The organism is Paenibacillus oceani, assembly GCF_014705615.1.
Lineage (GTDB): Bacteria > Bacillota > Bacilli > Paenibacillales > NBRC-103111 > Paenibacillus_AB > Paenibacillus_AB oceani.
On record NZ_JACXJA010000008.1, the window covers coordinates 55,257 to 80,064 of the forward strand.

A 24,808-nucleotide genomic window follows, 5' to 3' on the forward strand; every position below is an offset into this window, starting at 1 on the left:
ATGGCGATGATTCCGTTCCGAAGACGCCGGAGGTTGCACCGGACTACCGCATTCCAGTGGGTGCTGACGGCGCTGCTTACGCTGCTGGCCGTCTTTATGCTGCTGCCGATGGTGTATTTGTTCAATCACGCGCTGAAGCCGTATCACGAGCTGTTTTTGTACCCGCCGACCTTTCTGGCGAGGCAGCCGACGCTTGATAATTTTTACGACCTGCTCCTTGTCACCAAAACGGCAATCGTGCCTGTCAGCCGTTATATTTTCAACGGGGTGATCGTCTCCCTGGCTACGATTATTCTCGGAGCGCTCCTTTGCGCGATGTGCGCGTACGCTTTGTCCAAACATCAGTTTATCGGCAAAAAGTGGATGTTCTCGGTGATTATCGTCTCCCTGATGTTCGCACCGGAGACGGTGCAAATACCGCGATATTATGTGATCAGCACGCTGGGCATTATGAACACGTATTGGGCGCATATTTTGCCGGTGATTGCACTGCCGGTCATCGTGTTTCTGTTCAAGCAATTCATCGATCTGCTGCCGGATGAGCTGCTGGAGGCTGCGCGGATGGAAGGAGCGAGCGAGTTTGTTTTGTTCGGCCGGATCATCCTGCCACTGTGCATGCCGGCGGTGGCGACGGCGGGCATTTTGCTGTTCCAGTCGTCGTGGGGCAATATGGAGGCGTCGACGCTGTATATCGAGGACGAGACGATGAAAACATTGCCGTTTTATGTCAGCTCGATGACGAGCGGACTTGCCAATAACGTAGCCCGTCAAGGCGTGGCTGCAGCAGCCGGGCTGCTCATGTTCGTTCCGAGCTTCGTGCTGTTCCTCTTCCTCCAGCGCAAGGTCATCTCGACGATGGCGCACTCCGGACTGAAATGACCGGCACAGGCAGCGGGAATACAGGAAAGGGGATGGAAAGAGCGATGAGTGGGAAGTTAGTCAGACGAAGCTTGCTTGCGCTGCTCGCGCTCGTGGTCTGCGGATTGGGGAGCGGCGCAAGCGCGCGCGCCGAAGTGCCGTACGGAACGTTTATTTACGACTTGAGCGGCCGGGAAATCCCGGTTCAGCCGGCCTATGTGCCGGAGACGTTTTTTCACGGCGGATTGAAAAATCCCGAAGATTTGTTCATCGATGCCAAGGACCGGCTGTTCGTAGCCGATACGGGAAATAACCGGATCGTGCAGATGGACTTGCGGGGCGAGACCCGACGCGTCATCCAGCCGGAAGGGACCGGCAAGCTGAACGAGCCGGGCGGCGTGTTCGTCAGTCCGGACGGGACGATTTACGTCGCGGATACGAAAAATCAGCGAATCGCCGTATTCGAAGAGACAGGCGGTTTCCTACGTTCCATCGGCAGGCCGCAAGCTCCGATGATCCCGCCGGATTTCGTGTTCGAGCCTACCAAGCTCGTCGTCGACGAGCGGGGATATATGTACGTCGCGACGCGCAACGGATATCAGGGACTGCTGCTGCTTGATCAGGACGGAGCGTTTGAAGGATTTTTCGGCGCGAACAAGGTCGATTTCCAAATGTCCGACGCGCTGAAACGCGTATTTTTTACGAAGGAGCAAATGCAAAAGGAGCTGCTCAAGCTGCCCGGCACCGTCTCCAACGTCACGGCAGGCTCGGACGGCCTGTTATACACGACCTCGATGAAGGTGACGAGAGGGCAAATCAAAAAGCTGAACTACGACGGCAAAGATCTGCTCGGCGAGCAAAACTACGGCGTCAAACGGCTGCTGGCCGGCCAGCAAAAGCAATTTACCGACGTAGTGGTCGATTCTCTCGGCAATATGACCGCCGTCGACGCGTTGTTCGGTTTGCTGTTCCAATACAACTCGGCGGGAGAGCTGATGTTTGCATTCGGCAGCAAGGACGAAGGCTACGGCAAGCTCGGGCTGTTCCAATATCCGTCCGCGCTGGCGGTCGACTCGGCGGGAACGTTGTACGTGCTGGACCGGACGGCCCATATGATCCAGACGTTCAAGCGTACCGAATTCGGAGCGCTCGTCCAGAAGGCGACGGATCTGCACCTGCAGGGGCATTATGACGAAAGCGAAGGCCCGTGGCGGGAAGTGCTGCATCTGAACAGCAAATACGTCAGGGCGCATCTCGGTCTGGCCAAATCGTATTACAAAAACGGAGAATATGCCGAGGCGATGTGGGCGTTCCGGGAAGGCGGCGATACCGGAGGATATTCCGACGCTTTCTGGCAGTTGCGGCTGCTCTGGATGCAGCGGCATTTTACGCAAATGGCGGCTATCGGGGCAGTCGTGCTGCTGATCGCATATGCCGGATGGAAGCTGAAAACGAAACGGGCCCGAAGGAAGGACGGTGAACGCATTGAATCTGCAGCCTGACCACAACGAAGCGAAGCGGAGAAGATTTCCGTTCCGTATACCGTCCGTTGCCCTGTTCCGAGCATCGGGTTACACACCGGACCTTCTATCGTCCGGCTTCTGGGCGCAGCTGGCCAGGGATGTCGGCTATCAGCTCAAGCAATCGCTTCGGGTGCTGAAGCACCCTTTCGAAGTGTTCTGGGAAATCCGCTATCGTCCCGAAGGCAGCATGTGGGCGGCGGTGCTGCTGCTGGCGTCCGGCTACTCGGTACATGTGCTGTCGCAGCTGGCGACTTCTTATTTGTTTAACCCGTCGGGCGACGATATGGTGAACCCGCTGACTTTGCTGCTGCAATCGCTGCTGCCGTGGGTTACCTGGGTGTTCGCCAATTATTTGATCGGCTCGATTATGAAAGGCCAGGGCCGCTGGACCGAGGTGTTTGTCGGCAGCGCTTATGCGCTGATGCCGTTTCTGCTCCTCTCTTTGCCGCTCGCGATTTTGTCCAACATTTTAACGCTGAACGAGAGGGTCGTATACGATTTCGGCAATGTGGCGATGGTGTGTTGGACGCTGTTCTTATTTTTCGTCATGGCGAAAGAAATCCATAACTACGACATCGGGGAGACGGTGCTTAATGTCGTCCTGTCCGTGCTGTTTATGATCGCCATCTGGATACTGCTGTTTATTCTGGCAGGACTTACGTTCCAGCTGTACGACTTCGTCTCCCAGATTGTGAAGGAGGTGTCGTACCGTGGTTAGACGTGCTGCTACGGGGATGCTTATAGCCGCGGTGTTGGCCGTCGCCGTATATATCGTAGTATTCGGCGGGCCGTTCGGCCCGGCGGCGCCGGAGAACGGGGGCGAACCGGCGGCTGCGGCGAATCCCGCTTCCTTCGCAAGGATGGAATACGAGCCTGCCAGCTACCGGGTAGTCGCGGAGAACAGCAAGCTGGAACTTCACGTAAACGATGCCGGGCATATCCGGGTGTTCGACAAGCCGGGCGGACGTTTCGTCTGGCAGAGCGACCCCGATACGTCCAAGGAGCGGGACTTGAGGGGGATCTGGAAGAGCAACGCCGATTCGCCGTTTTTGCTGGATTATGCGGACAGCTCGAAGCAAACGACCGGCGTCCTGATCCAGACCGCCAATCTGAGCGACGCCAAAACGAAAACGACGGTCGAGCCGGCGGCCGGCGGTGCGAATATTACGTTTGACTTGCAGACGCTGGGCATCGAATTCAAGACCGAAATCCGCTTAAAGGACGACTACGTGGAGGTAACGATTCCGGATAGCGGCATCGTCGAGAAGACGGCCAAACAGGTCGTGTCGATCTGGCCGTTCCCGTTTTTTGGCGCGGCGCAGAAAGGCGACATCGAACAGGACGGCTATATGCTCGTGCCGCTGGAGATGGGCGCCATCGTCCCGATGAAGCAGGAGCATCAGCTGCTCTCCCGCGTATCCGCCAAGTTGTATGGCAGCGACCGGGCGATCCCGGGCCAGCCGGGATCGAATTCGATCATCCCGGCGTTCGGGATGAAGCGGGATTCGCATTCGTTCGTCGCGATCGTCGAAGAGGGGGAATACACGTCGACCGTACACGCCACTCCTGCGGGATTGTATACGTCCTACCATTGGATCGCCCCGCAGTTCGTGTACAGGAACGAGTATTTCCGCCAGACGAGCAAGCTCGGGGCAGGCTACAAGACGGTCGAGAAGACGAGGACCGCCGACAACAGGCGCATCCGGTATTATTTCCAATCGGGCGACCAGGCGGATTATGCCGGAATGGCTGCGGATTATCGCAACTATTTGATTGAATCCGAAGGGATGAACCGGATCAAGCCGGTTTCCGAAGCGTTGCCGCTGCTGCTGACCTTGTACGGAGGCGCAGAAGAGAAAGGGCTGTTCTCGCCGAGATTCGTCCCTGCCACTACGTTCAGTCAAGGCGGCGACATTTTACAAGGGCTGCACAGGGCGGGAATCGGCCCGATCCACGTACTGTACGCCGGCTGGTCGGCGGGCGGAGACCGGAGCGTTCTTCCCGAAGTATCGCCTGCGGAGAAAGAGCTGGGCGGCAATCAAGGCTTGACCGCCTTCATCCGGGAAGCGCAGCGGCTGGGCGACCGTGTCTATTTGCAGGCGGACTATACCCGCTCGCGGCAAAACGACAGCTTCGTCGTCTCGCGCGATGCGATGAAAGACATTAACAACAAGGCCCCGTTCAGCAAATGGCTGGGCGAGAACGAATATGTGAACCCTGCAGCCGTCGCGCTCCGGCTGTTCGGCGAACAGGTCGGGAAGTACGAAGCGCTCGGCATCGACGGACTATCCTTTACCGGTCTGGAGAGCGTCTACTCCGACTATCGCGCGAGCCACCGCGCCTCCCGGGCTGATGCGGTGGCGGATTACCGGAAGCTGCTGGCGCTGGCCAAGGAGCGGCTCGGTTCGGCCGGCACGTCGGAAGGCAGCGGTTATTTGCTGGGCAGTACCGACTTCATCCAGAGGCTTCCGCTCGGAGCGAGCTACGATCTCGTTGCGACGAAGTCCGTCCCGTTTCTGCCGGTCGCGATCCACGGTCTGGTCGATTATTCCGGGGGCTGGGGGAATATGCGGGAGACGGGGACGTCCGAACGGCTGCGCTCGATCGAATTCGGCGCGCTTCCGCAATATTTGCTGACTTATGAAGATCCGGTAACCTTGCGCAAGACGTCGGGCGAGTTTATCCTCAGCAGCAAGTATGACGAATGGAAAGAAACGATCGCAACCGAATACAAAAGGTGGAACGAAGCGTTAGGTCCGGTTCGCAGCGTCTTTATTACAGATCACCGGGAGCTGGCGCCAGGCGTCTTCGAAACCCGTTATGAGAACGGGACTTCCATCGTCGTCAATTACAACGACACGCCGTATGCCGGCAAAGGCGTCAGCGTGCTGGCTCAAAACTTTGCCGTCTACAGCGGCTTGGGGGGATAAGATGTTACCGGCGCAAGCAACGCGCAACAAACGTTCCCGGCTTTCGATCGAGACGCAGCAGGCGATATCCGGCTATCTGTTTCTCATCCCGTGGCTCGTCGGGCTTGGATTGTTCGTCCTGTTCCCGCTCGGATTTTCCCTGTACATGAGCTTTCAGAAAGTCCGCTTTACGGGAGACGGGATGAAGTTCGAATACAAGGGCTGGGAGAACTACTCATACGCTTTTTTGTCGGACAATACGTTCGTCACGGCACTGATCAATATCGTCAAAAATACGATGCTCGTCATCCCGATTATCGTCCTGTTTTCCTTGTTCGTGGCGATTTTGCTGAATATGAAGTTTCGCGGCCGGATGTCGTTCCGCGCGATCTTTTTCCTTCCGGTCATCTTCAGCACGGGACAGGTGTTATCGGAAATATTCAACCAGAAGGCCGGAAGTCTCGACATGCTGAACAATTACGATATCGCCGGCTTCGTCTCGGCCAACGTGCCGACCTTTTGGGCCGACCCGATCTTAACCGTGCTGAATTTGTTCGTCGTCATTCTCTGGTACTCGGGCGTGCAAATTCTGATCTACCTGGCCGGCTTGCAGACGATCGGCTCCAGTGTGTACGAAGCGTCGCTGATCGACGGGGCGACGGCCTGGGAGATGTTCTGGAAAATTACGCTTCCCGCGCTGACTCCGTTCATCCTGCTTAACGTCATCTATACGGTCGTCGACATGTTCACGGTGCCTCTGCTCAATCCGGTGCTGAACATGATCGTTACGAATATGTCCGCGCCTAATCTCGGCTACGGCTACGCCAGCGCGCAAGGCTGGATTTATTTCTCCGTCGTGTTCGCCCTGCTGCTGGTGGTGCTGGGGCTGTCGCGCAGATTCGTTCATTATTCCGGGGAAAGGTAGGGGAGCGCCATGATAGGGAGACATTGGGCGGACCGGGCGCGCACCTTGCTGCTCGGCGACCGGGAACGGAAAGGAATGATCGTGCTCGTCATCTTGTATCTCGTTCTGCTGGACATCGCGCTGATGTATTTGACGCCGTTTCTGTATATGCTGTCGACGATGTTCAAGACGACGGCCGATCTGCTCGATCCGACGATCCGGTGGGTGCCGACATCGTTCGAATGGAGCAATCTGAGACTGGCGTGGGAGGGGCTGAAATTTCCCGAAGCGCTCAAAAACTCGCTGCTTTTGTCCGGCAGCTCGGCGATCGGGCAAGTGTTATTTTGCTCGCTCGCCGGTTATGCGTTCGCCAGACTGAAGTTTCCGGGCAAAAATATTTTGTTCGCGCTGCTTATTTTCAGCTTCCTGATCCCACCGCAAACGCTGATTATTCCGCTGTACGTCCTGTTCAAAAATTTGGGACTGCTCGGCACCCATTGGGGCATTATCTTGCCCGCCCTGCTCGGGCACGGCATCCGGGGAGCGCTGTTCGTCATTATATTCCGTCAGTTTTTCATGACGCTGCCCAAAGAGCTGGAGGATGCCGCGCTGATCGACGGCGCCGGACCGTTCCGGGTGTACTGGCGGGTGATGATCCCGCTGGCGAAGCCGGCGATCGTCGTCGTATTCCTGTTTTCCTTCGTCTGGCATTGGAACGAGACGTTCATCACCGGGATGATGCTCGGGGGCAACGATATGCCGCTGTCGCTCAGCTTGTACAGCCTGAACAAAGTATTGACGGGACTGTACCCGGATGCCGAGGGCGGCAGCTTCGATCTGAACGAAACGATCCGGATGGCGGCCAGCTTTCTGATCATTATGCCGCCGCTGATCGTCTACATGATCGCCCAGCGATGGTTTGTCGAAGGGGTCGAGCGGACCGGTCTGGTGGAATAGGGAATGAGGACATTCAAATGAATCGTAGAATCGAGGGTAAAACGATGGGTATGGAGAGAGGCAAGGTGAAATTTGCCGTCGTCGGCTGCGGAGGCATTTCGTTCAGCCATTTTATCGGGATCGAGCGGGCTCCCGAAGCGGAATTGGCTGCCGTTTGCGACGCAAACGAGAGCCGGGCGGAAGAATACGGCAGCAAATACGGGGTTAAAGCGTATACCGATTACGGCAAGCTGCTCGCCGACCCGAACGTGGAGACGGTCTGCTTGTGCACGCCGAGCGGCATGCATGCCGAACAGACGATCCAGGCGGCGGAGGCGGGCAAACATGTCATCGTCGAGAAACCGATGGCGATCTCGCTGTCGGATGCCGACCGGATGATCGAAGCTTGCGAGGTGATGGGCGTCAAGCTGGCGACGATCTTTCCCAGGCGCATGTCGCCGGCTTCGCAGTTCGTCAAGAAGCTGCTCGATGAAGGCAAGCTTGGACGGCTGAGCCTATGTACCGGCTATGTCAAGTTTTACCGGGACCAGGCCTATTACGACAGCGCCGGATGGAGGGGGACGTGGGCGATGGACGGCGGCGGGGCGATGATGAACCAGGGCATTCATACGATCGATCTGCTGCAATGGCTGGCCGGGCCGGTCGAGACGCTGCACGGTTACGCCCGGAACATTTTGCGCGATATCGAAGTGGAGGATACGGCCGTCGTCTCGATGCAGTTCAAGAACGGGGCGCTCGGTTCGATCGAAGCAACGACGACGGCCTACAAGCAGCCGGACCACCGGATCGTCATTCACGGGGACAAAGGGACGATTGAGCTGACCGGCGACGAGATTACGGCGCTGGATGTGATCGGGGAAACGGTGCACATCCCCGCTTTCGAGCCGTTCTCCGTCGTGCCGGACGGACATGCCGCTCAAATCCGCGATATGGCGCTTGCCATACGGGAAGACCGGCCGCCCGTCGTAACGGGACACGACGGAAAACGATCGCTTGGAATTATCCTTGGATCTTACGAGTCGCAGCGAAGTCACCGGGAAATTATTTTGATGTAACGGGGGCGCTGTCCCGGAGAGAGCCGGTTTACTTGATAATCCGGTACCCCCCGGACAGCGTCTTGGCATATTCGGAAGGCGTCATATCGGTCGACTTCTTGAAATGCCGGGAAAAGTAGTGGACGCTGCTGTAGCCGAGCAGCTCGGAAATTTCCGTCAAATTGTAAACATCCTCGCGGATATACATTTTCGCCCGGTCGATCTTGAGCTGGTTCAAATATTCCATGACGCCGCAGCCGACCCGTTTTTTGAACATAATGCTGATTTGCGTACGTCCGATCGCAAAATGGTCGCATAGCTGGTCCAGCGTCAAATTTTCGCCGATATGCTCGTTCATGTAGGTGATGATCTTGTCGGCCATCCCGATTTCCTGCTTCTCGCGCGGAACGGGAGCGGCCGGAGGCTCCTTGTCGGCGTGACCGGAGCGGATCAGGTGGATGAGCAGCGTCTCGAGATGCACTTTGAACAGTTGCTCGCTTCCGAAGGGCGCGTTTTCGCGGGGGGTCAGGATGCGTCCGCTGCCCGTCGGATTCGGGCCGAACGAGTTCCACCCTTCCTCGATCAGCTGGGCGAGTACAAACCGTTCCTTATCGGACAGATGAAACATTTTGTTGCGCAAAAAAAACGACATCGGCTCGGAATCGCATTCGAACGTCACGACGAACACGTTGGGGGATACTTTGCCGTTGCTGCGCGGGCTGTGAAATTCGTCGGGCTCATGAAAGAGCAGATTGCCCTGCTTCAAGCAGAAGTGGCCGGAGTCCGTATCCAGCTCGATCTCCCCTTTGTCGACGTAAAATATTTCCCAGAAATCATGCTTCTCGCCGGCATATTTGTAGTTTTTGGACAGTTCGAAATAGTAGCACGAGATCAACTTGCGAATGTGTAGTTCTTCTCGGATTTCGTAACGCGGGAATCGCATCGGCGAAATGGCCCCTTCCGCTGAAAACGTTTTTTTTCTTCATTTCCACATTTATCGGCAAATTCCTCTTCCATTGCAAAAATGATTACGAGCCGGAAGAAAGTGCAAATGAATCGAATGATTGTACAAAACCTTGTGCAAAAAAGAAGCTCCATCGTCTAAAGATGGCTATCGGATTCCAAGGTATGATTACGTTGAAACTACGACCAAGAAACGGAGGCGCATCACGATGGAAATCGGCGTCGTCAATATTTTGAAAAACAACGGCAATTGCTTCGAACATGTCAGCCAATTCGGGCTGAACGTCTGCCAACTGATCGGATGGAATCCGGAGCTGTGCACGACGGAGATCGCCGATCAGGTCGTTCGCGAGTCCGAGAAGCACGGCGTGAGAATCTGTGCGATGTGGGGCTGGGTGGCCGGTCCGGGCAAATGGAACTTTACGGAAGGACCCGTTACGTTAGGGCTCGTTCCTGAGGCATACCGGGAGGAACGGGTGCGGACGCTCCAAGGCTGGGCCGATTTCGCCCAACGGATCGGCGCTCCGGCGCTCGTCACGCATTGCGGCTTCATCCCGGAAAACGTCACCGATCCGAACTACGAAGGCGTCGTGGAAGCGATCCGCGAAGTGGCGTCTTATTGCGAGAAGCTCGGCATCGGCTTCTGGTTTGAGACCGGTCAGGAAACGCCCGTTGTGCTGCTGCGGACGATCGAGCGTGTCGGCACTTCCAATCTGGGCATTAACCTCGACCCTGCCAACCTGATTCTGTACGGTAAAGGCAACCCCGTCGACGCGCTGGACGTGATCGGCTCTTATGTCCGCAATGTCCACGTCAAGGACGGGATGTACCCGACGAACGGGGACTTGCTCGGCAAAGAGGTGCTGGTCGGTACGGGCAAAGTCCATTTCCCGGCTCTGCTGACCAAGCTTCGTTCGATCGGGTACGACGGGGAACTGATTATCGAGCGGGAAATCGCCGGCGAGGAGCAAGCCCGGGATATCCGCGCGACAGTCGATCAATTAAAGGCGTGGCTGGCCTGATCAGCCGGGAGGAGATCGGATATGAATCTGTTTACGACATTAAAGGGTTCTCTGATGGAACAATTTTTCCCGGCAGGCTGGGATCTGGAGAAAATCGACCGCTGCGTCGGATTGCCGCGGCAGGAAGCGCTTGTGCGGGAAGCGCACTGGAACGCGTCTTTCGAGCCGGTGCCGTGCGCTAGCCTGGCGCAGTTCGACACGTATATGGGCCATGAGATCGCCCTGCTGATCAAGCAAACGCGCGACCGCGGAGAGAAGCTGGCGCTGATCCTGCCGGTCGGACCGATGGGGATGTACAAATGGACGATCTATTTCCTTAAAGCCTGGAACGTAAGCGCTTCGCACGTCTACGGGTTCAATATGGACGAATGGAGCGACGCGGAGGGCAACACGCTGCCTCCGACGAACCCTGGCGCGTTCCAGTACGCGATGGAAAACAGCTTCTACCATCAGCTCGGCGAGCTTACGGTACCGGAAAACCAGCGTAACTTCGCAACCAAGGAAAACTTGCCGCTGTACGCGGAGAAGATCGAGAAGCTGAGAAGCGAAGGCGCCAAGCTCGCCGTCGTGTACGGGATCGGCCGCGTCTTCCATATCGCGTTCTGGGAGCCGCACTTCGCCGAAGAGTACGAATCCGAGTCGTTGTGGCGCGCCGATACGCACCGGATCGCCGCCAAGCTGCATCCGCTGACGATCGAGCAGAACGCGATCACGAGCTTTAAGAGCCGCACGACGCTTGTCCCTTGTTACGCCAATACGATCGGTCCGGGCTTGTTTTTGCAGGCGGACTATGCGATCGGCGGCGCAGACGGTCTGCTCGGGCGCGGGATGATGTGGCAGGGCATGTCGCTGCTGACGACGTTGAAATACGGACCGGACCCGTGGGTGCCGTCGAGTTATATGCCCACTTTGCCGGGCAAGCTGTTTTTCCTGAACGATCTGGCAGGACCGCTTGTGCCGGAATTGAATTGATCCGGCTGACAGGCCGGTCTGAGGAACGAGAGGAGTAAACCGAATGAACATATTGGCAGTAGGCGCGCATCCGGACGATATCGAGATTTCCTGCGCCGGAACGCTCTCCAAGCTGAAGGAAGACGGCCACCATATCGTAATTTGCCACGCCTGCAAAGGAGACAAGGGACATTATACGATCCCGCCCGAGGAGCTGACCGTCATACGTCGTGCGGAAGCGCAGGAAGCCGGAGCGGTAATCGGCAGCGAAGTATTGTCGCTTGGCTTCGGGGACGGCGAGCTGATTGCGGAAAGCCAGGAAAACCGGATGATTTTCATCGATCTGGTCCGGTATGCGCGCCCTGATATCGTCATTACGCACGCGCCGAACGATTATATGCCCGATCATATCGCGGTGAGCCAGCTTGTGTTTCATGCGACGTTTTTCGCTACATTGCCCTGGTTCAAGACGAATCATCCGGCCGCGGACAAAGTTCCGGGGCTGTACTACATGGACAATTTATCCGGTCTCGGCTTCGAACCGACCTTTTACGTCGACGTTACCGGCCATATGGAGACGAAGCTGGAGATGCTGCGCAAGCACCAGAGCCAGCTCGTCTGGCTGAAGGAACACGATAACGTCGATATCGTCGATTTCGTTACGACTCTTGGGAAGACAAGGGGCATCCAGGCGGGCTGCACGTATGCGGAAGGATTCGTTCAGCATCTCGTATGGACGAGGCCGAACGCGGTCCGGTTCCCGGTCTGATCCGGGGTCATCATCTAATGTGGGGAGAGAAACGTATGTTGAAAGTGGGCTTGGTCGGCCTCGGATTTATGGGGCGGGCGCATCTGACGAATTACCGGCGCTTGGAGCAGGAAGGCTATCCGATCCGGGTGACGGCGATCTGCGATACGGATGAGGACAAGTTTCGCGGCATTTTCGCAGGGGGCAACATTCAGGTCGACGAGAGCAACCTCGCTTTGTCCGCCAGCCGCCACTACACGGACTACAGCCGCATGCTCGAGGAGGAGGAACTGGATATCGTCGACATCGCGATGCCGAGCTACCTTCATGCGGATATGACGGTGCAAGCGATGGAGCGGGGACTGCACGTGCTGTGCGAGAAACCGATGGCGCTGAGTACCGCGGAAGGAAGGCGGATGCTGGAAGCGGCGGAGCGGAGCGGCAAGAAGCTGATGGTCGCCCAAGTGTTGCGCTTCTGGCCCGAGTATGAATACTTGAAGGAGACGGTAAACAGCGGCCGTTACGGCAAAGTGCTGTCCGCTCATTTTTTCCGCGGCGGGAATCCGCCGCAATGGACGCACAACGATTGGATGGTGCGGACGGAGACGAGCGGCGGCGGGCTGTACGACCTCCATATCCACGATATCGATATGGTGAACTGGCTGTTCGGCAAGCCGGATTCGGTATCGACGTTGGCGCTCGACGTACTGCCGGGCAGCTCGTTCGATATTATTTCCACCCAGTACGTTTATCCCGACCGGAAGGTGGTCAGTTCGCAGAGCGACCGGACGCTGGCCGGCGAATTCGGCTTTGAGATGTCGTTCCGCGTTAATTTCGAGCGCGGCAATCTCGTCTACGAGAAGCGCGTGCTTCGTGACAATCCTGGGGACGGAAAAGCAATTGTGCCGCAGTTTCCCGACGAGCCCGGCTATTACCGGGAAATTAAATATTTTGCCGATGCGGTGCTGCATGACCGGCCGATTGTGAGAGCCAAGCCGGAGGAGACGCTCGCGTCGCTGGCGATCGCCGAAGCGGAAGCGCGCTCTGCCCGGGAGGGCGGATCGCTGGTAAATATTGCGTAGAAGTAAATTCGCGAAAAATCGTAAAAATAGCCCGGCCGGGGATTGCTCCGGACCGGGTTGTCTGTTATCGTTAAGAGAAAGGAGGGGAATCGCATGCCATTCAATATTGGTTGGACAGGGATCGTTCTTATCGTCTTGATCGCATTGCTTCTGTTCGGACCATCGAAGCTTCCCCAATTGGGACGCGCGATCGGGGATACGATGCGGGAATTCCGCAAAGGCAGCCGTCAGATGATCGCAGACGCCGAGCAAGAGAACATCGAAGACAGCAAAAAAACCGAGCGCAAGCAGGTAAACTGACGGTTTGATGAAGCCGGGAGATGGCCGGAAGACTGGAAATGGTCGGATGTGTATCCGGCCCTTGTCAAGCAGAATGTTCTGGTGGATTTGTTTGAAACCGTTATCATGACCTATAATTTGGAAGTGCCGGACTTGGACCGGACGTTCCCGCCTTTGCGGAGAATCGTCCGGCTTTTCTTTGTGCGCTTTTTTTGCGTTTTGAACGGACCGATGGCGACGAAGTCGACCCGGTCGCGGTCCCAGAAGTAAGTCCGGTTCCCGGTCGCTTTGCCGCTGTCGCTGCTGAAGGCGGTCTGCTGCTTGCTGAACGAGCCCCAGAGCGGCGCCCGGTTGTTGCCGATAAAGACGCCGCTGTTCGGTCCCATCTCATTCACCCGGATTTCCTTAAAGATGATCGCTGATTGGGGAATCGCTGCCCGCTCCTTTCGTCCGGAGTCTCCGGATGTGTGGTCAGCTACAGCTTACGCGGGAATAGGGAGCGCGGGTTGGGCGAATGACCGCATAGGGCCGAATCTCACTGCGGAGCTTTGTACGAATAACCCGAGGACGTTCGGCGGAAGCCGTCTGCGCCCGCCGGGATGTCTTCGCGGCCCGGTCGTCCGGCCCGTTTTTTTGGAGCGTCCGGGGTGTTCGCGGAATCGGGAGTTTGCGGCGGTGTCTGCTTTCCCGCCTCTTTGCCCCGAAACAACGATTGCGGATCGAATTGGACGTCGAAGTTGTTGCCGAGATTCAGCGAACCGCTCAGTTCCTCGATATCCAGGGCGTCGAGTCGGAACGTTACATTTTCCACGACGGGGTGATGGACGTTCAGCTGGCGCACGACAATATTTTGTTTTCTCGTTTCGTTGGCCAGCAACCGGACCGTCTGTTCAAGCCGTTCGATTTGTCGTTCCAGCCGGGCCAGCTCATGATCCGCACTTCCCCGGGGGTCCGGCGCCGGTTTACCGCGCTGCGCAAACCATTTGAACATGGCCATTGTCCTTTGTCCTTTGTGTACGGGATTTTGACAACTTGTCTTTAAGAGTATATGGGCTGACCCTGGAAACGATGCTTGCGCTTTGCCGCGAGCACGAATAGGACAACAAAGGCCGGTCATATATATGGTTTATTACGACGGAATGGAGGGAACGGCATGCCGGGAACGATTATCTTTAACGGGATCTATGTGAATGCTCAAGAGACGAACGGCGCCATCTTCGTCGGCGAAAATGCGGCCCCCGGCTGGGATTCGCACAATAAAAACCAAATGTCGATAGGCTCGATTACGAACGGCTTCGGAGGCGGCGGCAATTTCTCGGGCAATTTGAACCTGCTGTCGGATAACGATTTCCTCGATACGCTTATTTTTGACGGATTCGAGAAGGAAGGCGGGGGCAGCATTCAATCGTAAGGAGGAGGCGGGCGAAGGCCATGCTCGATACGAAGTTTCTCGTTCAGTTCGACCGGATCGTCGTGAATGCGATGGAAACGAACTCGGGCGTGTTTATCGGCACGAACCTGCAGTACGCGTGGAGCTCCCACAGTAAAACGAATGCCAGCATTACGGGCATATCCGGCGATCATCATGAAATTACGGGCAACATCAATGTGATTTACGATAACGATATGATCGACACGCCGATCGACGACCGGGACGTTATCTTAAGCGGGCAGCAGGTGGCGAAAGCGTGTTAGGGTCTCTAGGCGGCGGCTGAGAGCGGAAGGAGGGGATGAATATGCGCCGTTCGAACGAGGAGGAAGCTCCGCCCGGACGCGCTCCGTTTGACTGGGACGATTTCCAGAACCGTTTTTTCGGCGAAGGCGGGTGGAAAGAAACGTGGAACGGCGCATCCGGGACGATTCCCTGGGTCGACCGGTACGTGAAAGGGATCCTGGCGGAAGCGGTGCCTGACTCCGCAGCGGCGAACTTCAAGCCCTCCGCCTCGCCTTCCAGGCAGACGGCTGTCGCTTGCAACGTATTCGAGACGCATCGCGCCGTCATCGTCAGAGTGAAGCTGTCCGGAGGCCCGGCTTCGCGGGACGTCCGGGTGTTCGGCACAGCTTACGAGCTCCGGCTGGCCGGGTTGCCCGGAGGAGAGGCAAGAACGATCAAGCTCCCCGTGCCGGTGAGGCTCGATGGGGCCAAGGCGATCTGCAAGGAACAGATCTTGGAGGTGACGCTTCCGAAAGAGTCGGAGTCGCCCGTCAGGGAGATTCCGGTCCGGTTTATGGGCGACAGCTGACCGAACAGCTGGAGATGGGGGGACGAAACTGAAACTGAACGGTCCATCCGCGAGCTGCCGGAATCCCCCCGGCAGTTTGTTTTTGTTGGAGGACGGGGCTCTGTCCTGCTTCTAGCTGGGGGGAGGGAGGGAGGACCCGAATAGGAGCGGTTTGCAGCTTTTATTTGGTCCGAAAACCGGCTTGGACGCGGCATAAGAGCGGTTTGAAGCTCTAATATCCCGCAAAAAAGGCGCAGACCCTTTCAGGTGGCAGAAATAAGGGGTACAAACCGCCTCTATTTATCACTTTCCTCCCAAGATGCCGAAAATAGGAGGTGCCAGAGACTCTTATAGAGTTAGTAGCCTGTACGCATGACGTTTCCGTTCCGAAAGCGAAATTTGGGTTCGTCTGTTCCGGCTCCTGACGCGCATGCGACCGCCTTCTGCATACGATATCCCGAGGATGTTGAATCGGATCACGGAAGCGGAGGCGGGGGACATGGCGGAAGAGAAAGAGAGGGACCCGTGCGTCCGATGCGGACATCAGCCTGAGAAAGCCGACAAGTATTGCGTCCGCTGCGGCGCACCTTTGATGAATCGCTGCACCAAAAAGAAAAGCCCTTTGCACAAGGGCTGCTCGAAGGTGAATCGCCAGGATGCGGCGTTTTGCTCAGATTGCGGATCGCCGACCGTATTTAGAGAATCGGGATTGCTGTAGCCAAGCCGGCATTACCTTTCTGCGGTTCAGCCTTATTTGGCGACAAGGTCGGCTTGCCCGGCCGATTCGCGCACGAGATCGGTAAACCAGCGGCGAATCGGCTCGGGAATTTCCTGGGCTTCTTCGCCGGACAACCAGTCCATAAAATCCGAGTCGTCCAGCGTCGAGCGGATTCCGGACAACCTGTTGTTATTTCCGGTTACGTCGCCGAATCCTTGGTTATGCTTTTTGTTGCTTTGAAAATGGGACGGAAAGTTATTGCCCATATTGACGCAGGATGCGCCTTCCACGCTGCCGATCTCGATATGCCCGATCACGAAGTTCGGGGAAAACAACGAAGCGGCCATGATCTCAAGCCTCCCATCGTCCTGTTATGAGGATCGCTGCGGACGTTTCTTCTGAATATGTATGCCGCCATGCGCCTGATTGCGGGTTCCGTCAAACGAGCCCCTACTTTCGCTGACTTCCTCCCGGCTCGTTCTCCCGATAATGACATTGATTCCGGTATTAACCGACGAGCTGTCGGTCAACTCGTCGATCCGGATCGATTCGAATCGGATGCGTACCATTCGGTTTCCCCTCCCTTAATCCGAAGTATCGTTGCTCGGCTCGCTGTCTGAATCTGCAAGATCGGCCGGATCGATAGCGATATCGACCGGAGAATCGGTCTCGAGCTTCCGAAGAAATTCGACGGTCAGCAGTCCGTCGCGTATACGGGCTTTCATACCGGTTCCGGATATGCCGGGAGGAAGCTCGACCTTGCGGTGAAACGGCCCGAAAAACCGTTCGGCTACGATCAGCTCGTCTTCCTCCACCGGATACGGACAAGAAAGGTCTCCCCGGATATGGAGCGAGTTTTTGTGAAACGACAATTTGACGGCATCCGCCTTGCAGCCCGGAAGCTCGACGATGACGAAGAGCCGGTCCGCCGTCAGGTAGACGTCCGTGCGCGGTTGCTGCGTAGGAATCAGTCCGGATATATCTTGCCAAAATTGATCGCCCAACGTCCGGTCGGCTTGGGAACGAAGGTTTTTCCAAAATTGGCGGGGGATTTCGCTCACAGCAGCCTCCTTTCGGCATGGGCCGGTTCGTACTCTTTTATTATCGTATGAGCAAAGCGGCGATCCCATGACGTCGGAGAACGGTCTCGCCCTCGGTGCCGATTATCTTCGGCGGATTCCGTATGGTTTGGGGGGCAAAAAACAAAACCGGAAGCACGCAACGAGCGTCTCCCGGCTTTGTTCGAACGGTAGCGGTTATACGAGTTTCACCAAGTGCACGACCTGCGCGTCCGTCCATATCCGGATCACGTGGTTGACGGAATCGTACTGTACTTTACCTTCCCCGATCTCGATTGTAGGCTCGGCCCCGAGCCCGTAGAAAATATCGTCGGCCAGCGTACACATATATTCGATCTGCTCCTCGCGATCGAGTTCCTCCCAGTCCGCCCGCTCCATAGCAAACGATTCGTAGCAATTGTCAATTTGTCCGAGAGCATGTCCCATATCCCTTACGATATCGCGGTATTCGCGATTGAACCTGACGCCCATAAGCTGTTCACGACCTTTTGTTTTCACATTTAGCTATATCTTACCAGATGCGGCGTGGTGGAATCCAGCAGGCGACCGAACAAATTGATCGGCCGGATCGGTACAGTGGAACGGAGCCTTCCGATTCTGTTAAAATTGGATCAATTGCAAGCGAATGAAGAAAGGATGGTTCCCGTATGAAGGCTGAGGCCAAGCAGTTTTTGCTGGACTTGCTGTCGACTCCGTCCCCCTCCGGTCAGGAATGGGACATACAGCGGAAATGGATGGATTACGTAAGACCGTATGCGGAGGAAATCCGGACAGATATGGCGGGCAATGCGATTGCCGTTCTGAACCCGGAGGCGGAGTTCAAGGTGCTGATCGCCGGACACTGCGACGAGATCGGGCTGATCGTCAGCCGGATTGACGAGAAAGGGTTTATTTACTTCGACGCCTTGGGAGGAATCAGCCCAAAGCTCGCGGTCGGCATGAAGGTGGATATATTGGGCTACGGAGGCCGGCTTACCGGGGTAATCGGGGCGAACGCCCAGCATCATGGCGGGCTGAAGGAAGAATTTGAATTCTCCGATTTGTGCATCGACTGCGGAGCGGCGAGCAAGGAGGAGGTTGCCGGATTGGTGCAGGTGGGCGATCTGTGCGTGTACAAGCGGGAGCCGGAGCTGCTGCTTAACGACAGGCTGAGCGGGCGCGGACTCGATAACCGCACCGGGGCGTTTATCGCCGCAGAGACGCTTAGACGCGTTGCCGGGCGGGGGGCGAAAGTCGGCGTGTATGCGGCCAGCACGGTCAACGAGGAGACGAATATGGGAGGGGCGTATTTCGCCGGTGCCGGGGTTGCTCCGACGATGGCGATTGCGGTCGACGTTACGTTCGCAACCGATTACCCGGGAGCGACGTCCAAGCATGAGATCATCGAGCTGGACGGAGGGCCTGTGCTTGCCAAGGGAGCGCCGATCAACCGGAAAGTCAACCGGCTGCTCGAGCTTAGCGCGCAGCGGTTGGGCATGCGGCTGCAATACGAGCTGACACCTCGCAAAACCGGGACCGACGCAGATATGATTCGTACGACAGGCCGGGGCGTTCCGATCGCGCTCGTCTCGCTGCCGCTCCGTTATATGCACGCTCCTGTGGAAACAGCCAGTTTGCGGGACATCGAGCAAGAGATCGAGCTGCTGGTCGAGATGATCGTACATTTGTCCGGAAGCGAAAATTTGAACCCGATCCACGACGAGCTGTAACACTGGAAGCCCCGTACTGCCTCAACAGGCATGCGGGGTTTTCTCGCAGATATAAGCAGGCGGCAGTCCGCGGGGGAAGAGGGAACCGGAAACGAAGCAGATCGATCCGGCTGCTGCGACCCTTCTCCCATCAACACAAACCGATGAAATGAGGAAGGGAATAGTGCGTCATAATAAAGTTCGCCTGAGCCCTATTAAAGTCAACCGCGACCGATCAAACCCCAAATACCGCTTCTTTCCGTTGAAGCGTTCCTCTGTCTGGAATAGACCCCGCTTAAGAATTCATTTAATGCCATTAATAAGTGAGGCGATGTTCTCCCAACAGATATCGCTGTTTCTCTTCGGCGGTAGGCTGGTTATAATCAAATTACAGAGAACGTTGCTGGATAAGGAGGCGGCTTATGGACAGACGGACATTTATCCGGAGGATGCTGGCAGCAGGCTTCCTGACGGCCGCCGCTGCGGGAGGCGCTTGGACATTCGGGCTGGACCCCGAGGGCAAGCCGGACTCAGGCGAACCTGCCGGACGCACCCGGCTCGGAGAGCAAGGTATCGTATGGGGCAATGAGGACGATCCGTCCGGTGCGCTGCTGTCATTTATGATATTGAGCGACTTGCATATCAATAGCGGCGTTTCGTATCCCAGCGACAATTTGCGCCGCGCGCTTGAAGATATGAAAGCTTTCGAATCGAAGATCGAGTCGATCGTACTGACCGGCGATATTACCGAATCGGCGACCGAAACCGACTATAAGGAGTACCGGAACGTGATGAGTCCGTACAAGCTCCCGCCGTTATACGCCAATATGGGCAATCATGACTATTACAACATCTGGATCGACGCCAACGGAGCGTGGAGCAAGGAAACGATGCCGAATGGCAAGTCCGATCGGCAGTCACGTATAATGTTCATGGAACAGTTCGGTCTGGATAAGCCGTATTCGGAAGCGGTGGTGAACGGTTACCGGCTGCTGCTGCTGTCCCAGGAAACCTACGTTCAGGAAAAACCGGACGTCGGGGAAGGCGCGTGGTATTCCGACGAGCAGCTGGCTTGGCTTCGGGAGCGGCTGGCGGCGCGGAGTGACAACAAGCCGGTTTTTATTATGATTCATCAGCCGCTGCCCGCCGCCGGACGCAACGGAGGCAATCATTCTATGATCCGGGCGAACGAATTCCGGGATATTTTGCAACGACATTCCCCGGTTTTCGTGTTCTCCGGCCACACGCACCAGGATTTCCAGAACGGCAGGGAGCATTACGTAAAGGAGACGTTTCACTGGTTTCAGAATTCGTCCGTCGGACGGGTGTTGAACGCCGAGTTCAGGCCGTTCAGGGAGCAGGTGTCGCAAGGTTTATACGTGCAAGTTTTCGAAGATAAGGTCCGGCTGAGGGGAAGAGAGTTTATCGGGCGTTCTTGGATCGGAGAGGCAGACTGGACCGTTCCGCTGGCCTGACATCCCGTGCGCGGTTACCGCTGTTATGAACCTGACTCCTGCTGCTTACGCAAAATATTGTGCCTGACGATAGCCTGGACGAAGCGAGAGACGAATATTTTGAGCAGAGTCCGGCAGCGGCGTTCTCCATCCTGGAGCGAGGCGACACCTTCCCGCTAGGGGAAGGGTACGTTCGATGGTTTACTTCGGAGCAGCTGCGAAGCGAGCTGGAGGATACTCCGTATCAGCTCGAACGATACGAAAGCGACGAGCTTTATGACGGGGCCGGTTATATCCGGATTGCCGAGCTGTCCAGACTGGGGTAGCTTGCCGGTGCGGGATTCCAGGCGAGGGCGGGCATTGTGAACCGGAGGGGGAAAGCCATGAATAAAAGCGTGCCGGGTAAGATTGCTTTCCTGGCGGTAACTTTGATTGCACTGGCGTCCATATATTTGAATTTGCAGCTTTCCGACGAGTTGAAGGAGGAACGGCATCCGATTATACTTACCCATTTCGACCGGTATGATTTGGAGTTGTTTAACGATTTCGCCGACCGGTTTCAGCAAGGAAAAGGGGGTTATGTTCTCTTGATCCCGCCGGTCGTGGACGGAGGTTACTGGATTCATGACGTACATTCACAAGGAAAAGAAATCAGATGGACGATCGACAACACCCGGGACGGAATGACCGACGAGGTCGACCGAGGGAAGCGGGAGTATGTCTGCCATGCGATCGAGCGGGCGGACGGCGGGATGAGCTACACGTTCGCGCTGAGCCGGTGTAACGGTTATAATGAGGGGGAGAAGATCCCTGTAATTTCGTTTAATAAAGACAAACTTTAGTACGGGGCGGTTGCCCCGATTGTGCAAGCAAAGAAGGTCGATCGGCCGGAAACGAGGGATACGTATGGATTTGTATGAAGCGATAAAAAGCCGGAGATCGATTGGCAGGGTCAAAGACGAGGCGATCAGCCGGGAAACGATCGAACTAATCTTGGAAGCGGGCAACTGGGCGCCGAGCCATCATTCGACGGAGCCTTGGCGTTTTTATGTGATGAGAGGCGAAGGGCGGAACGTGCTGGCCAAAGCGTACGGCGATATCGCGGTCGAAACGGCGAAGCCGGGTCATGCGGCGGATGAAGCCGAGCTGCGGGCGAAGCAGGGGGCCAAAGCTTTCCGGGCGCCTGTCGTCATAGCCGTCGCCGCCTCGCCCTCCAAAGAACCCCAAGTGAACCGGAGCGAAGAATTCGCCGCCGTCCATGCTGCCGTGCAAAATATGCTGCTTGCCGCCCATGCTGCCGGTCTCGGCGCGATCTGGCGTTCCGGCGAGCCGATGTACCATCCGATCATGAACCGGGCGTTCGGCTTGAACGAAGACGAGCAGTTAACCGCGCTGATCTATCTGGGCTATCCGGATATGCCGACTCCCGCCAAGTCGCGACGGCCGTTTCAAGAAAAGACGGTGTGGATCGATACGGCGGCCCGATAACTCGGAGAAGATAAGATGACGACGAAGCGGCACTTGCAGAGTGCCGCTATTTGTGTGGAAAAGTATCATGTTTTTTGTTGGCGCTTTCACTGTGAGGTATGAAGGTTGAAGATTGAAGGTTAAAGATTCCGTCACTTTAACCTTGCATTCATTTTCCGGTAGGCCTGCGGAGTCGTCCCGGTCCGTTTTTTGAACGTTTTGCAAAAGAATGAGGATGAGGCGAACCCAAGTTGTTCTGCGATGAGGGCGACAGGGAGTTTGGTATGCGCGAGTTGCTTACGCGCCGCCTCGATCCGAATGTCCGCTAATTTCTCACTAAAGGTTTTCTTGTACATCCGTTGCAGGACTCGGTTCGTTTGACGAGTGCTGAGATGAAGCAGGCTGGATAAATGTTCAAGCGTCAAATGAGAGGAATAATGGTCGAAGTAATCGTCGATTAGCTGGCAGCGCGTATCGTTAATACTTGGGAAAGGAACCGGAACGGTTGCAGCACTGAAGCTGGTTAAGGCACGCATAAGCTCGACCAGGATCTCGCTGAAGCGGGCCTGCACGATGGTGTAGTAATCGAGACGGCGCTCTTGCAATTCACGGGTGATCCGTTGAAACAATGGGAGCAGGCGCTCTTGATTCGGGATACGACGGAATTCCTTGGAAAGGAGAGCTGCCTTCATCGTCTCAGCCTCTTCAGGCGGGCCCTTGGAGTGCTCATCCACTTCGACATATTCGAAACGGAACGTGTATTTGCGCAACGGTGCGAAGCGATCCGACTGGAAGGCGTGGTACAGGCCGGACGGAATCAGGTAGGCCGTATGAGGGATAAGCGCTTCCTCCTCCTCCTGTCCGCTCAACGTTAACAGCCCGGAACCCGATTCAACGAAGTGCAGTTCACTCATGGCATGATTGTGCTGGTTCTGCATCGCGGGCGAGCCGTCAGATAGGAACGTTCCATCCATATGTATGGCGAACATCAAGCTCCCGATCCGGGTCTGGATTATAAAATTCGTAGCTGCGATGAATTCCATAACCTCCCCCCACTCTCCCATGTAAGTTGAAATAGCACGATTGTGACATGTTTCTGCAAAAGATGGCGCTTGGTCGGCTACTGCCTTCCCGCCCTTCAAGCTATACTCGGGGTGCAGCTAAAAAAATATTACTACAAACGGAGGAAACAAGCTATGGCACAACCATTCGTCAAAAAACTTTCCCAACTTCCCGGCTTTAAAGGGGAGGGCGTCACGTTCCTGGAAGAGCACGAAGCAGAGACGATCTCTAGTAACTATGTGAGGCTCTCCAAGGGCCAGAGCACAACAGTCGGCAATCACGACGATGAAGAGGAAGTCTACATCATCATGGGTGGTCGAGCGAGTCTCAGACTGAACCAAACCGTTTATGAGGTCGAATTCGGGGACGTCGTCTACATCCCGCGCGATACAGAGCACCAAGCGACCTGCATCTCCGAAGAGGATTTCGAGTACATTTGCGTCGCGAACTGGCCGGATCGAATCCCGGGCCAACCCGTCCATCATAAGTAAGACGAAGGCGGGGGAGAATGATGCGTTTTGGAGTTGCAAAAGATTTGATAACCCCGGATTTACCCACGTACATGGGGGGATACGGCTCCTTTTTCAATAAACCGTTTCAGGGGATTCATGACGATCTGTACGTACGGACTTTACTTGTGCAAGATGGTGAAACGAAGCTGATATTCGTATCGCTCGATCTGTTATTCCACGATTTTGCCCTGACCGAGGAACTGCAGAAGTGGAGTGAAACCGCCTTTCAAATCCCAGCAGACCATTTCTTCCTGACTTACAGTCATACGCATGGCGGTCCCGCAATGGTGGGCTATGACGATGCAAGTCAGCATTCGCCTAGCTATGAGCGATTCCTGCTAGAACGAATAAAAAGCTGTGTGTCCAGGGCGATGGTTAATACATTTGAAGGGACGCTGCAGGCTGGAGGAGTGAACGGGGACTGGAATATCAATCGCAGGCTGTCGGTAGACGGAGAATTACAGAACTTGCCAAACCCGGAAGGGGCTAAAGATGATCGCTTGCATGTGCTGAGGGTGTTGGATTTAGATGGACGGACCAAAGTCGTTTTATTCAATTACGCCTGCCATCCCGTCACGGTCCGAGATACGTTGTACCTTTCGGGAGACTATCCTGGCCGGATTTGTCACCTCCTCGAAGCCGAGTATTTCGGGGCGATGGGCATTTTCTTCCAGGGGGCGGGCGGAAACAGCCGACCGAAGGCGACGGCATACAAAGGCATGTTCATCACCTGCACCTATGACGAAATGAATGAAATGGCGATTTCGATCGTTCAAGCGATCAAGCTGCTTTTGACCAATCCGAAGGCGATGGTTCAAGTACAACCGGATGTGGCGGCCTGCCAATTCAAGGTTCACCTAGAAATAGATCCGTATCCAAAAAGCCATTTTGCTGCAATCGCAAGTGACCCAGCTTCGCGGCCGGGGTTGGTCGGTATGGCGAATCGAGTACTAAACCATTATGATCACATGCCGGACTATGTCAACTTGCCCGCCGGGCTTATCCGGTTAAGTGCCGATCTCTACATCGCCTATATGGGCGGAGAACCGTGTTACGAAGTGAAGCGGAAGCTGGAGCGGCTGTTCCCGGGTGTCACGCTTCTGTTCTGGGGGTATGCGGATGCGACCGCCTATATACCCGACGACCAAATAATCGTGGAGGGCGGCTATGAGGCGGAAGGATCTGTCGTTGAATACGGATTGAAAGGACAGTTCCGCCCCGGAATCGACAAGCGGATGGCGGAGGCGTTTACGGCGGCATTTCGTGCTTTGTAGTTGATAGGGACACTATCGTGAGCAACGGCGTGCACGAGAACCGGCATGTGCAGCCGGTCTCCATCTTCGAATGGGATCAGGCGTTCCCGTCATCGGCCGTCA

The 24,808-nt window shown here is 56.1% G+C and carries 31 protein-coding genes; 23 read left to right on the top strand and 8 right to left on the bottom strand.

Annotated elements, in window-relative coordinates:
* The 7 genes from IDH45_RS08680 to IDH45_RS08710 are packed head-to-tail and all read left to right on the top strand — an operon-like array spanning window position 1 to window position 8,206.
* Window positions 1-879, top strand: a complete 879-nt coding sequence (locus IDH45_RS08680; protein WP_190926604.1) for a carbohydrate ABC transporter permease — start codon at window positions 1-3, stop codon at window positions 877-879.
* Between the two features lie 44 nt (window positions 880-923).
* Window positions 924-2,360: an NHL repeat-containing protein gene (locus IDH45_RS08685; protein WP_190926605.1), complete on the top strand. Its 1,437-nt coding sequence runs from the start codon at window positions 924-926 to the stop codon at window positions 2,358-2,360.
* Window positions 2,335-3,099, top strand: coding sequence for a Yip1 family protein (locus tag IDH45_RS08690; RefSeq protein WP_190926607.1), 765 nt, complete (start codon window positions 2,335-2,337; stop codon window positions 3,097-3,099). The genes IDH45_RS08685 and IDH45_RS08690 overlap by 26 nt, the downstream gene beginning before the upstream one ends.
* Complete coding sequence (locus IDH45_RS08695) at window positions 3,092-5,311, top strand: DUF5696 domain-containing protein (RefSeq protein WP_190926609.1); 2,220 nt, start codon at window positions 3,092-3,094, stop codon at window positions 5,309-5,311. Before IDH45_RS08690 ends, IDH45_RS08695 begins: the two co-directional genes overlap by 8 nt.
* 1 nt (window position 5,312) lies before the next feature.
* Window positions 5,313-6,215: a carbohydrate ABC transporter permease gene (locus tag IDH45_RS08700; protein ID WP_190926610.1), complete on the top strand. Its 903-nt coding sequence runs from the start codon at window positions 5,313-5,315 to the stop codon at window positions 6,213-6,215.
* Between the two features lie 9 nt (window positions 6,216-6,224).
* Window positions 6,225-7,151 (top strand): carbohydrate ABC transporter permease, encoded by a 927-nt coding sequence (locus tag IDH45_RS08705; protein ID WP_190926612.1) that lies wholly within the window; start codon window positions 6,225-6,227, stop codon window positions 7,149-7,151.
* A gap of 17 nt (window positions 7,152-7,168) precedes the next feature.
* Window positions 7,169-8,206, top strand: a complete 1,038-nt coding sequence (locus IDH45_RS08710; RefSeq protein ID WP_223836491.1) for a Gfo/Idh/MocA family protein — start codon at window positions 7,169-7,171, stop codon at window positions 8,204-8,206.
* Window positions 8,207-8,234: 28 nt separating this feature from the next.
* Here the strand turns inward: IDH45_RS08710 and IDH45_RS08715 are convergent, their stop codons facing one another.
* Complete coding sequence (locus IDH45_RS08715) at window positions 8,235-9,128, bottom strand: AraC family transcriptional regulator (protein ID WP_190926613.1); 894 nt, start codon at window positions 9,126-9,128, stop codon at window positions 8,235-8,237.
* Between the two features lie 229 nt (window positions 9,129-9,357).
* On the opposite strand from IDH45_RS08715, the gene IDH45_RS08720 reads away from it, so the two are divergent.
* The 5 genes from IDH45_RS08720 (at window position 9,358) to tatA (ending at window position 13,251) form a co-directional block, all read left to right on the top strand.
* Window positions 9,358-10,170: a sugar phosphate isomerase/epimerase family protein gene (locus IDH45_RS08720; RefSeq protein WP_190926615.1), complete on the top strand. Its 813-nt coding sequence runs from the start codon at window positions 9,358-9,360 to the stop codon at window positions 10,168-10,170.
* A 21-nt stretch (window positions 10,171-10,191) separates the two neighbouring features.
* Entirely contained in the window at window positions 10,192-11,142 is a 951-nt protein-coding gene (locus IDH45_RS08725; RefSeq protein WP_190926617.1) for a sugar phosphate isomerase family, read from the top strand.
* Window positions 11,143-11,185: 43 nt separating this feature from the next.
* Window positions 11,186-11,890 (top strand): PIG-L deacetylase family protein, encoded by a 705-nt coding sequence (locus IDH45_RS08730; protein ID WP_190926619.1) that lies wholly within the window; start codon window positions 11,186-11,188, stop codon window positions 11,888-11,890.
* A 35-nt stretch (window positions 11,891-11,925) separates the two neighbouring features.
* Window positions 11,926-12,951, top strand: coding sequence for a Gfo/Idh/MocA family protein (locus IDH45_RS08735; protein WP_190926621.1), 1,026 nt, complete (start codon window positions 11,926-11,928; stop codon window positions 12,949-12,951).
* Window positions 12,952-13,044: 93 nt separating this feature from the next.
* Window positions 13,045-13,251, top strand: a complete 207-nt coding sequence (gene tatA / locus IDH45_RS08740; protein ID WP_190926622.1) for a twin-arginine translocase TatA/TatE family subunit — start codon at window positions 13,045-13,047, stop codon at window positions 13,249-13,251.
* A gap of 110 nt (window positions 13,252-13,361) precedes the next feature.
* On the opposite strand, the gene IDH45_RS08745 is transcribed toward tatA, so the two are convergent.
* Together IDH45_RS08745 and IDH45_RS08750 are read right to left on the bottom strand one after the other, a co-directional pair.
* Window positions 13,362-13,625 carry a hypothetical protein gene (locus tag IDH45_RS08745; protein ID WP_190926624.1) on the bottom strand — a complete coding sequence of 88 codons (264 nt, stop codon included), beginning with the start codon at window positions 13,623-13,625 and terminating at the stop codon, window positions 13,362-13,364.
* Between the two features lie 140 nt (window positions 13,626-13,765).
* Window positions 13,766-14,227, bottom strand: coding sequence for a hypothetical protein (locus tag IDH45_RS08750; protein WP_190926626.1), 462 nt, complete (start codon window positions 14,225-14,227; stop codon window positions 13,766-13,768).
* Window positions 14,228-14,383: 156 nt separating this feature from the next.
* Between IDH45_RS08750 and IDH45_RS08755 the strand changes: the two genes are divergently transcribed.
* From IDH45_RS08755 to IDH45_RS35200, 4 genes are all read left to right on the top strand, one after another.
* A complete protein-coding gene (locus tag IDH45_RS08755) occupies window positions 14,384-14,641 on the top strand; it encodes a hypothetical protein (protein WP_190926628.1) in 258 nt (85 codons plus the stop codon).
* 20 nt (window positions 14,642-14,661) lie between these two features.
* A complete protein-coding gene (locus IDH45_RS08760; protein ID WP_190926630.1) occupies window positions 14,662-14,925 on the top strand; it encodes a hypothetical protein in 264 nt (87 codons plus the stop codon).
* A 41-nt stretch (window positions 14,926-14,966) separates the two neighbouring features.
* Window positions 14,967-15,473, top strand: coding sequence for an Hsp20/alpha crystallin family protein (locus IDH45_RS08765; RefSeq protein ID WP_190926631.1), 507 nt, complete (start codon window positions 14,967-14,969; stop codon window positions 15,471-15,473).
* A gap of 478 nt (window positions 15,474-15,951) precedes the next feature.
* Window positions 15,952-16,170, top strand: coding sequence for a double zinc ribbon domain-containing protein (locus IDH45_RS35200; protein ID WP_332072413.1), 219 nt, complete (start codon window positions 15,952-15,954; stop codon window positions 16,168-16,170).
* 32 nt (window positions 16,171-16,202) lie between these two features.
* On the opposite strand, the gene IDH45_RS08770 is transcribed toward IDH45_RS35200, so the two are convergent.
* The 4 genes from IDH45_RS08770 to IDH45_RS08785 form a co-directional block, all read right to left on the bottom strand.
* Window positions 16,203-16,517, bottom strand: coding sequence for a hypothetical protein (locus IDH45_RS08770; RefSeq protein ID WP_190926633.1), 315 nt, complete (start codon window positions 16,515-16,517; stop codon window positions 16,203-16,205).
* Window positions 16,518-16,541: 24 nt separating this feature from the next.
* Window positions 16,542-16,739, bottom strand: a complete 198-nt coding sequence (locus IDH45_RS08775; protein ID WP_190926635.1) for a hypothetical protein — start codon at window positions 16,737-16,739, stop codon at window positions 16,542-16,544.
* A gap of 15 nt (window positions 16,740-16,754) precedes the next feature.
* Window positions 16,755-17,231: an Hsp20/alpha crystallin family protein gene (locus tag IDH45_RS08780; protein ID WP_190926637.1), complete on the bottom strand. Its 477-nt coding sequence runs from the start codon at window positions 17,229-17,231 to the stop codon at window positions 16,755-16,757.
* A gap of 195 nt (window positions 17,232-17,426) precedes the next feature.
* Window positions 17,427-17,747 carry a hypothetical protein gene (locus IDH45_RS08785; RefSeq protein WP_317891175.1) on the bottom strand — a complete coding sequence of 107 codons (321 nt, stop codon included), beginning with the start codon at window positions 17,745-17,747 and terminating at the stop codon, window positions 17,427-17,429.
* Between the two features lie 149 nt (window positions 17,748-17,896).
* Here IDH45_RS08785 and IDH45_RS08790 point away from each other — a divergent pair, with 149 nt between their 5' ends.
* The 5 genes from IDH45_RS08790 to IDH45_RS08810 all read left to right on the top strand — a co-directional run bounded on the left by IDH45_RS08790 (window position 17,897) and on the right by IDH45_RS08810 (window position 21,879).
* The gene (locus IDH45_RS08790) at window positions 17,897-18,958 is read left to right on the top strand and encodes a zinc-binding metallopeptidase family protein (protein ID WP_190926639.1); all 1,062 of its coding nucleotides are present in this window, start codon (window positions 17,897-17,899) and stop codon (window positions 18,956-18,958) included.
* 401 nt (window positions 18,959-19,359) lie between these two features.
* Window positions 19,360-20,412 carry a metallophosphoesterase family protein gene (locus IDH45_RS08795; RefSeq protein WP_190926641.1) on the top strand — a complete coding sequence of 351 codons (1,053 nt, stop codon included), beginning with the start codon at window positions 19,360-19,362 and terminating at the stop codon, window positions 20,410-20,412.
* 59 nt (window positions 20,413-20,471) lie between these two features.
* The gene (locus tag IDH45_RS08800) at window positions 20,472-20,717 is read left to right on the top strand and encodes a hypothetical protein (RefSeq protein WP_190926643.1); all 246 of its coding nucleotides are present in this window, start codon (window positions 20,472-20,474) and stop codon (window positions 20,715-20,717) included.
* A gap of 57 nt (window positions 20,718-20,774) precedes the next feature.
* Window positions 20,775-21,233 (top strand): DUF4362 domain-containing protein, encoded by a 459-nt coding sequence (locus IDH45_RS08805; RefSeq protein ID WP_190926645.1) that lies wholly within the window; start codon window positions 20,775-20,777, stop codon window positions 21,231-21,233.
* Window positions 21,234-21,297: 64 nt separating this feature from the next.
* The gene (locus IDH45_RS08810) at window positions 21,298-21,879 is read left to right on the top strand and encodes a nitroreductase family protein (RefSeq protein WP_190926647.1); all 582 of its coding nucleotides are present in this window, start codon (window positions 21,298-21,300) and stop codon (window positions 21,877-21,879) included.
* 131 nt (window positions 21,880-22,010) lie between these two features.
* On the opposite strand, the gene IDH45_RS08815 is transcribed toward IDH45_RS08810, so the two are convergent.
* Window positions 22,011-22,901: an AraC family transcriptional regulator gene (locus IDH45_RS08815; RefSeq protein ID WP_190926648.1), complete on the bottom strand. Its 891-nt coding sequence runs from the start codon at window positions 22,899-22,901 to the stop codon at window positions 22,011-22,013.
* Window positions 22,902-23,054: 153 nt separating this feature from the next.
* Between IDH45_RS08815 and IDH45_RS08820 the strand changes: the two genes are divergently transcribed.
* Both IDH45_RS08820 and IDH45_RS08825 read left to right on the top strand, forming a co-directional pair.
* Complete coding sequence (locus IDH45_RS08820) at window positions 23,055-23,411, top strand: cupin domain-containing protein (RefSeq protein ID WP_190926650.1); 357 nt, start codon at window positions 23,055-23,057, stop codon at window positions 23,409-23,411.
* 17 nt (window positions 23,412-23,428) lie between these two features.
* Window positions 23,429-24,706: a hypothetical protein gene (locus IDH45_RS08825; protein WP_190926652.1), complete on the top strand. Its 1,278-nt coding sequence runs from the start codon at window positions 23,429-23,431 to the stop codon at window positions 24,704-24,706.
* Window positions 24,707-24,808: the final 102 nt, after the last annotated feature.

What these genes read in the sequence shown, in the direction of transcription:
- tatA (WP_190926622.1), top strand. Translation starts at nt 13,045, where the DNA reads ATGCCATTCAATATTGGTTGGACAGGGATCGTTCTTATCGTCTTGATC.
- IDH45_RS08775 (WP_190926635.1), bottom strand. Translation starts at nt 16,739, where the DNA reads ATGGTACGCATCCGATTCGAATCGATCCGGATCGACGAGTTGACCGAC.
- IDH45_RS08720 (WP_190926615.1), top strand. Translation starts at nt 9,358, where the DNA reads ATGGAAATCGGCGTCGTCAATATTTTGAAAAACAACGGCAATTGCTTC.
- IDH45_RS08810 (WP_190926647.1), top strand. Translation starts at nt 21,298, where the DNA reads ATGGATTTGTATGAAGCGATAAAAAGCCGGAGATCGATTGGCAGGGTC.
- IDH45_RS08805 (WP_190926645.1), top strand. Translation starts at nt 20,775, where the DNA reads ATGAATAAAAGCGTGCCGGGTAAGATTGCTTTCCTGGCGGTAACTTTG.
- IDH45_RS08735 (WP_190926621.1), top strand. Translation starts at nt 11,926, where the DNA reads ATGTTGAAAGTGGGCTTGGTCGGCCTCGGATTTATGGGGCGGGCGCAT.
- IDH45_RS08795 (WP_190926641.1), top strand. Translation starts at nt 19,360, where the DNA reads ATGGACAGACGGACATTTATCCGGAGGATGCTGGCAGCAGGCTTCCTG.
- IDH45_RS08770 (WP_190926633.1), bottom strand. Translation starts at nt 16,517, where the DNA reads ATGGCCGCTTCGTTGTTTTCCCCGAACTTCGTGATCGGGCATATCGAG.
- IDH45_RS08725 (WP_190926617.1), top strand. Translation starts at nt 10,192, where the DNA reads ATGAATCTGTTTACGACATTAAAGGGTTCTCTGATGGAACAATTTTTC.
- IDH45_RS08715 (WP_190926613.1), bottom strand. Translation starts at nt 9,128, where the DNA reads ATGCGATTCCCGCGTTACGAAATCCGAGAAGAACTACACATTCGCAAG.
- IDH45_RS08760 (WP_190926630.1), top strand. Translation starts at nt 14,662, where the DNA reads ATGCTCGATACGAAGTTTCTCGTTCAGTTCGACCGGATCGTCGTGAAT.
- IDH45_RS08750 (WP_190926626.1), bottom strand. Translation starts at nt 14,227, where the DNA reads ATGGCCATGTTCAAATGGTTTGCGCAGCGCGGTAAACCGGCGCCGGAC.
- IDH45_RS08705 (WP_190926612.1), top strand. Translation starts at nt 6,225, where the DNA reads ATGATAGGGAGACATTGGGCGGACCGGGCGCGCACCTTGCTGCTCGGC.
- IDH45_RS08790 (WP_190926639.1), top strand. Translation starts at nt 17,897, where the DNA reads ATGAAGGCTGAGGCCAAGCAGTTTTTGCTGGACTTGCTGTCGACTCCG.
- IDH45_RS08765 (WP_190926631.1), top strand. Translation starts at nt 14,967, where the DNA reads ATGCGCCGTTCGAACGAGGAGGAAGCTCCGCCCGGACGCGCTCCGTTT.
- IDH45_RS08730 (WP_190926619.1), top strand. Translation starts at nt 11,186, where the DNA reads ATGAACATATTGGCAGTAGGCGCGCATCCGGACGATATCGAGATTTCC.
- IDH45_RS08815 (WP_190926648.1), bottom strand. Translation starts at nt 22,901, where the DNA reads ATGGAATTCATCGCAGCTACGAATTTTATAATCCAGACCCGGATCGGG.
- IDH45_RS08820 (WP_190926650.1), top strand. Translation starts at nt 23,055, where the DNA reads ATGGCACAACCATTCGTCAAAAAACTTTCCCAACTTCCCGGCTTTAAA.
- IDH45_RS08825 (WP_190926652.1), top strand. Translation starts at nt 23,429, where the DNA reads ATGATGCGTTTTGGAGTTGCAAAAGATTTGATAACCCCGGATTTACCC.
- IDH45_RS08680 (WP_190926604.1), top strand. Translation starts at nt 1, where the DNA reads ATGGCGATGATTCCGTTCCGAAGACGCCGGAGGTTGCACCGGACTACC.
- IDH45_RS08685 (WP_190926605.1), top strand. Translation starts at nt 924, where the DNA reads ATGAGTGGGAAGTTAGTCAGACGAAGCTTGCTTGCGCTGCTCGCGCTC.
- IDH45_RS35200 (WP_332072413.1), top strand. Translation starts at nt 15,952, where the DNA reads ATGGCGGAAGAGAAAGAGAGGGACCCGTGCGTCCGATGCGGACATCAG.
- IDH45_RS08710 (WP_223836491.1), top strand. Translation starts at nt 7,169, where the DNA reads ATGAATCGTAGAATCGAGGGTAAAACGATGGGTATGGAGAGAGGCAAG.
- IDH45_RS08700 (WP_190926610.1), top strand. Translation starts at nt 5,313, where the DNA reads ATGTTACCGGCGCAAGCAACGCGCAACAAACGTTCCCGGCTTTCGATC.
- IDH45_RS08755 (WP_190926628.1), top strand. Translation starts at nt 14,384, where the DNA reads ATGCCGGGAACGATTATCTTTAACGGGATCTATGTGAATGCTCAAGAG.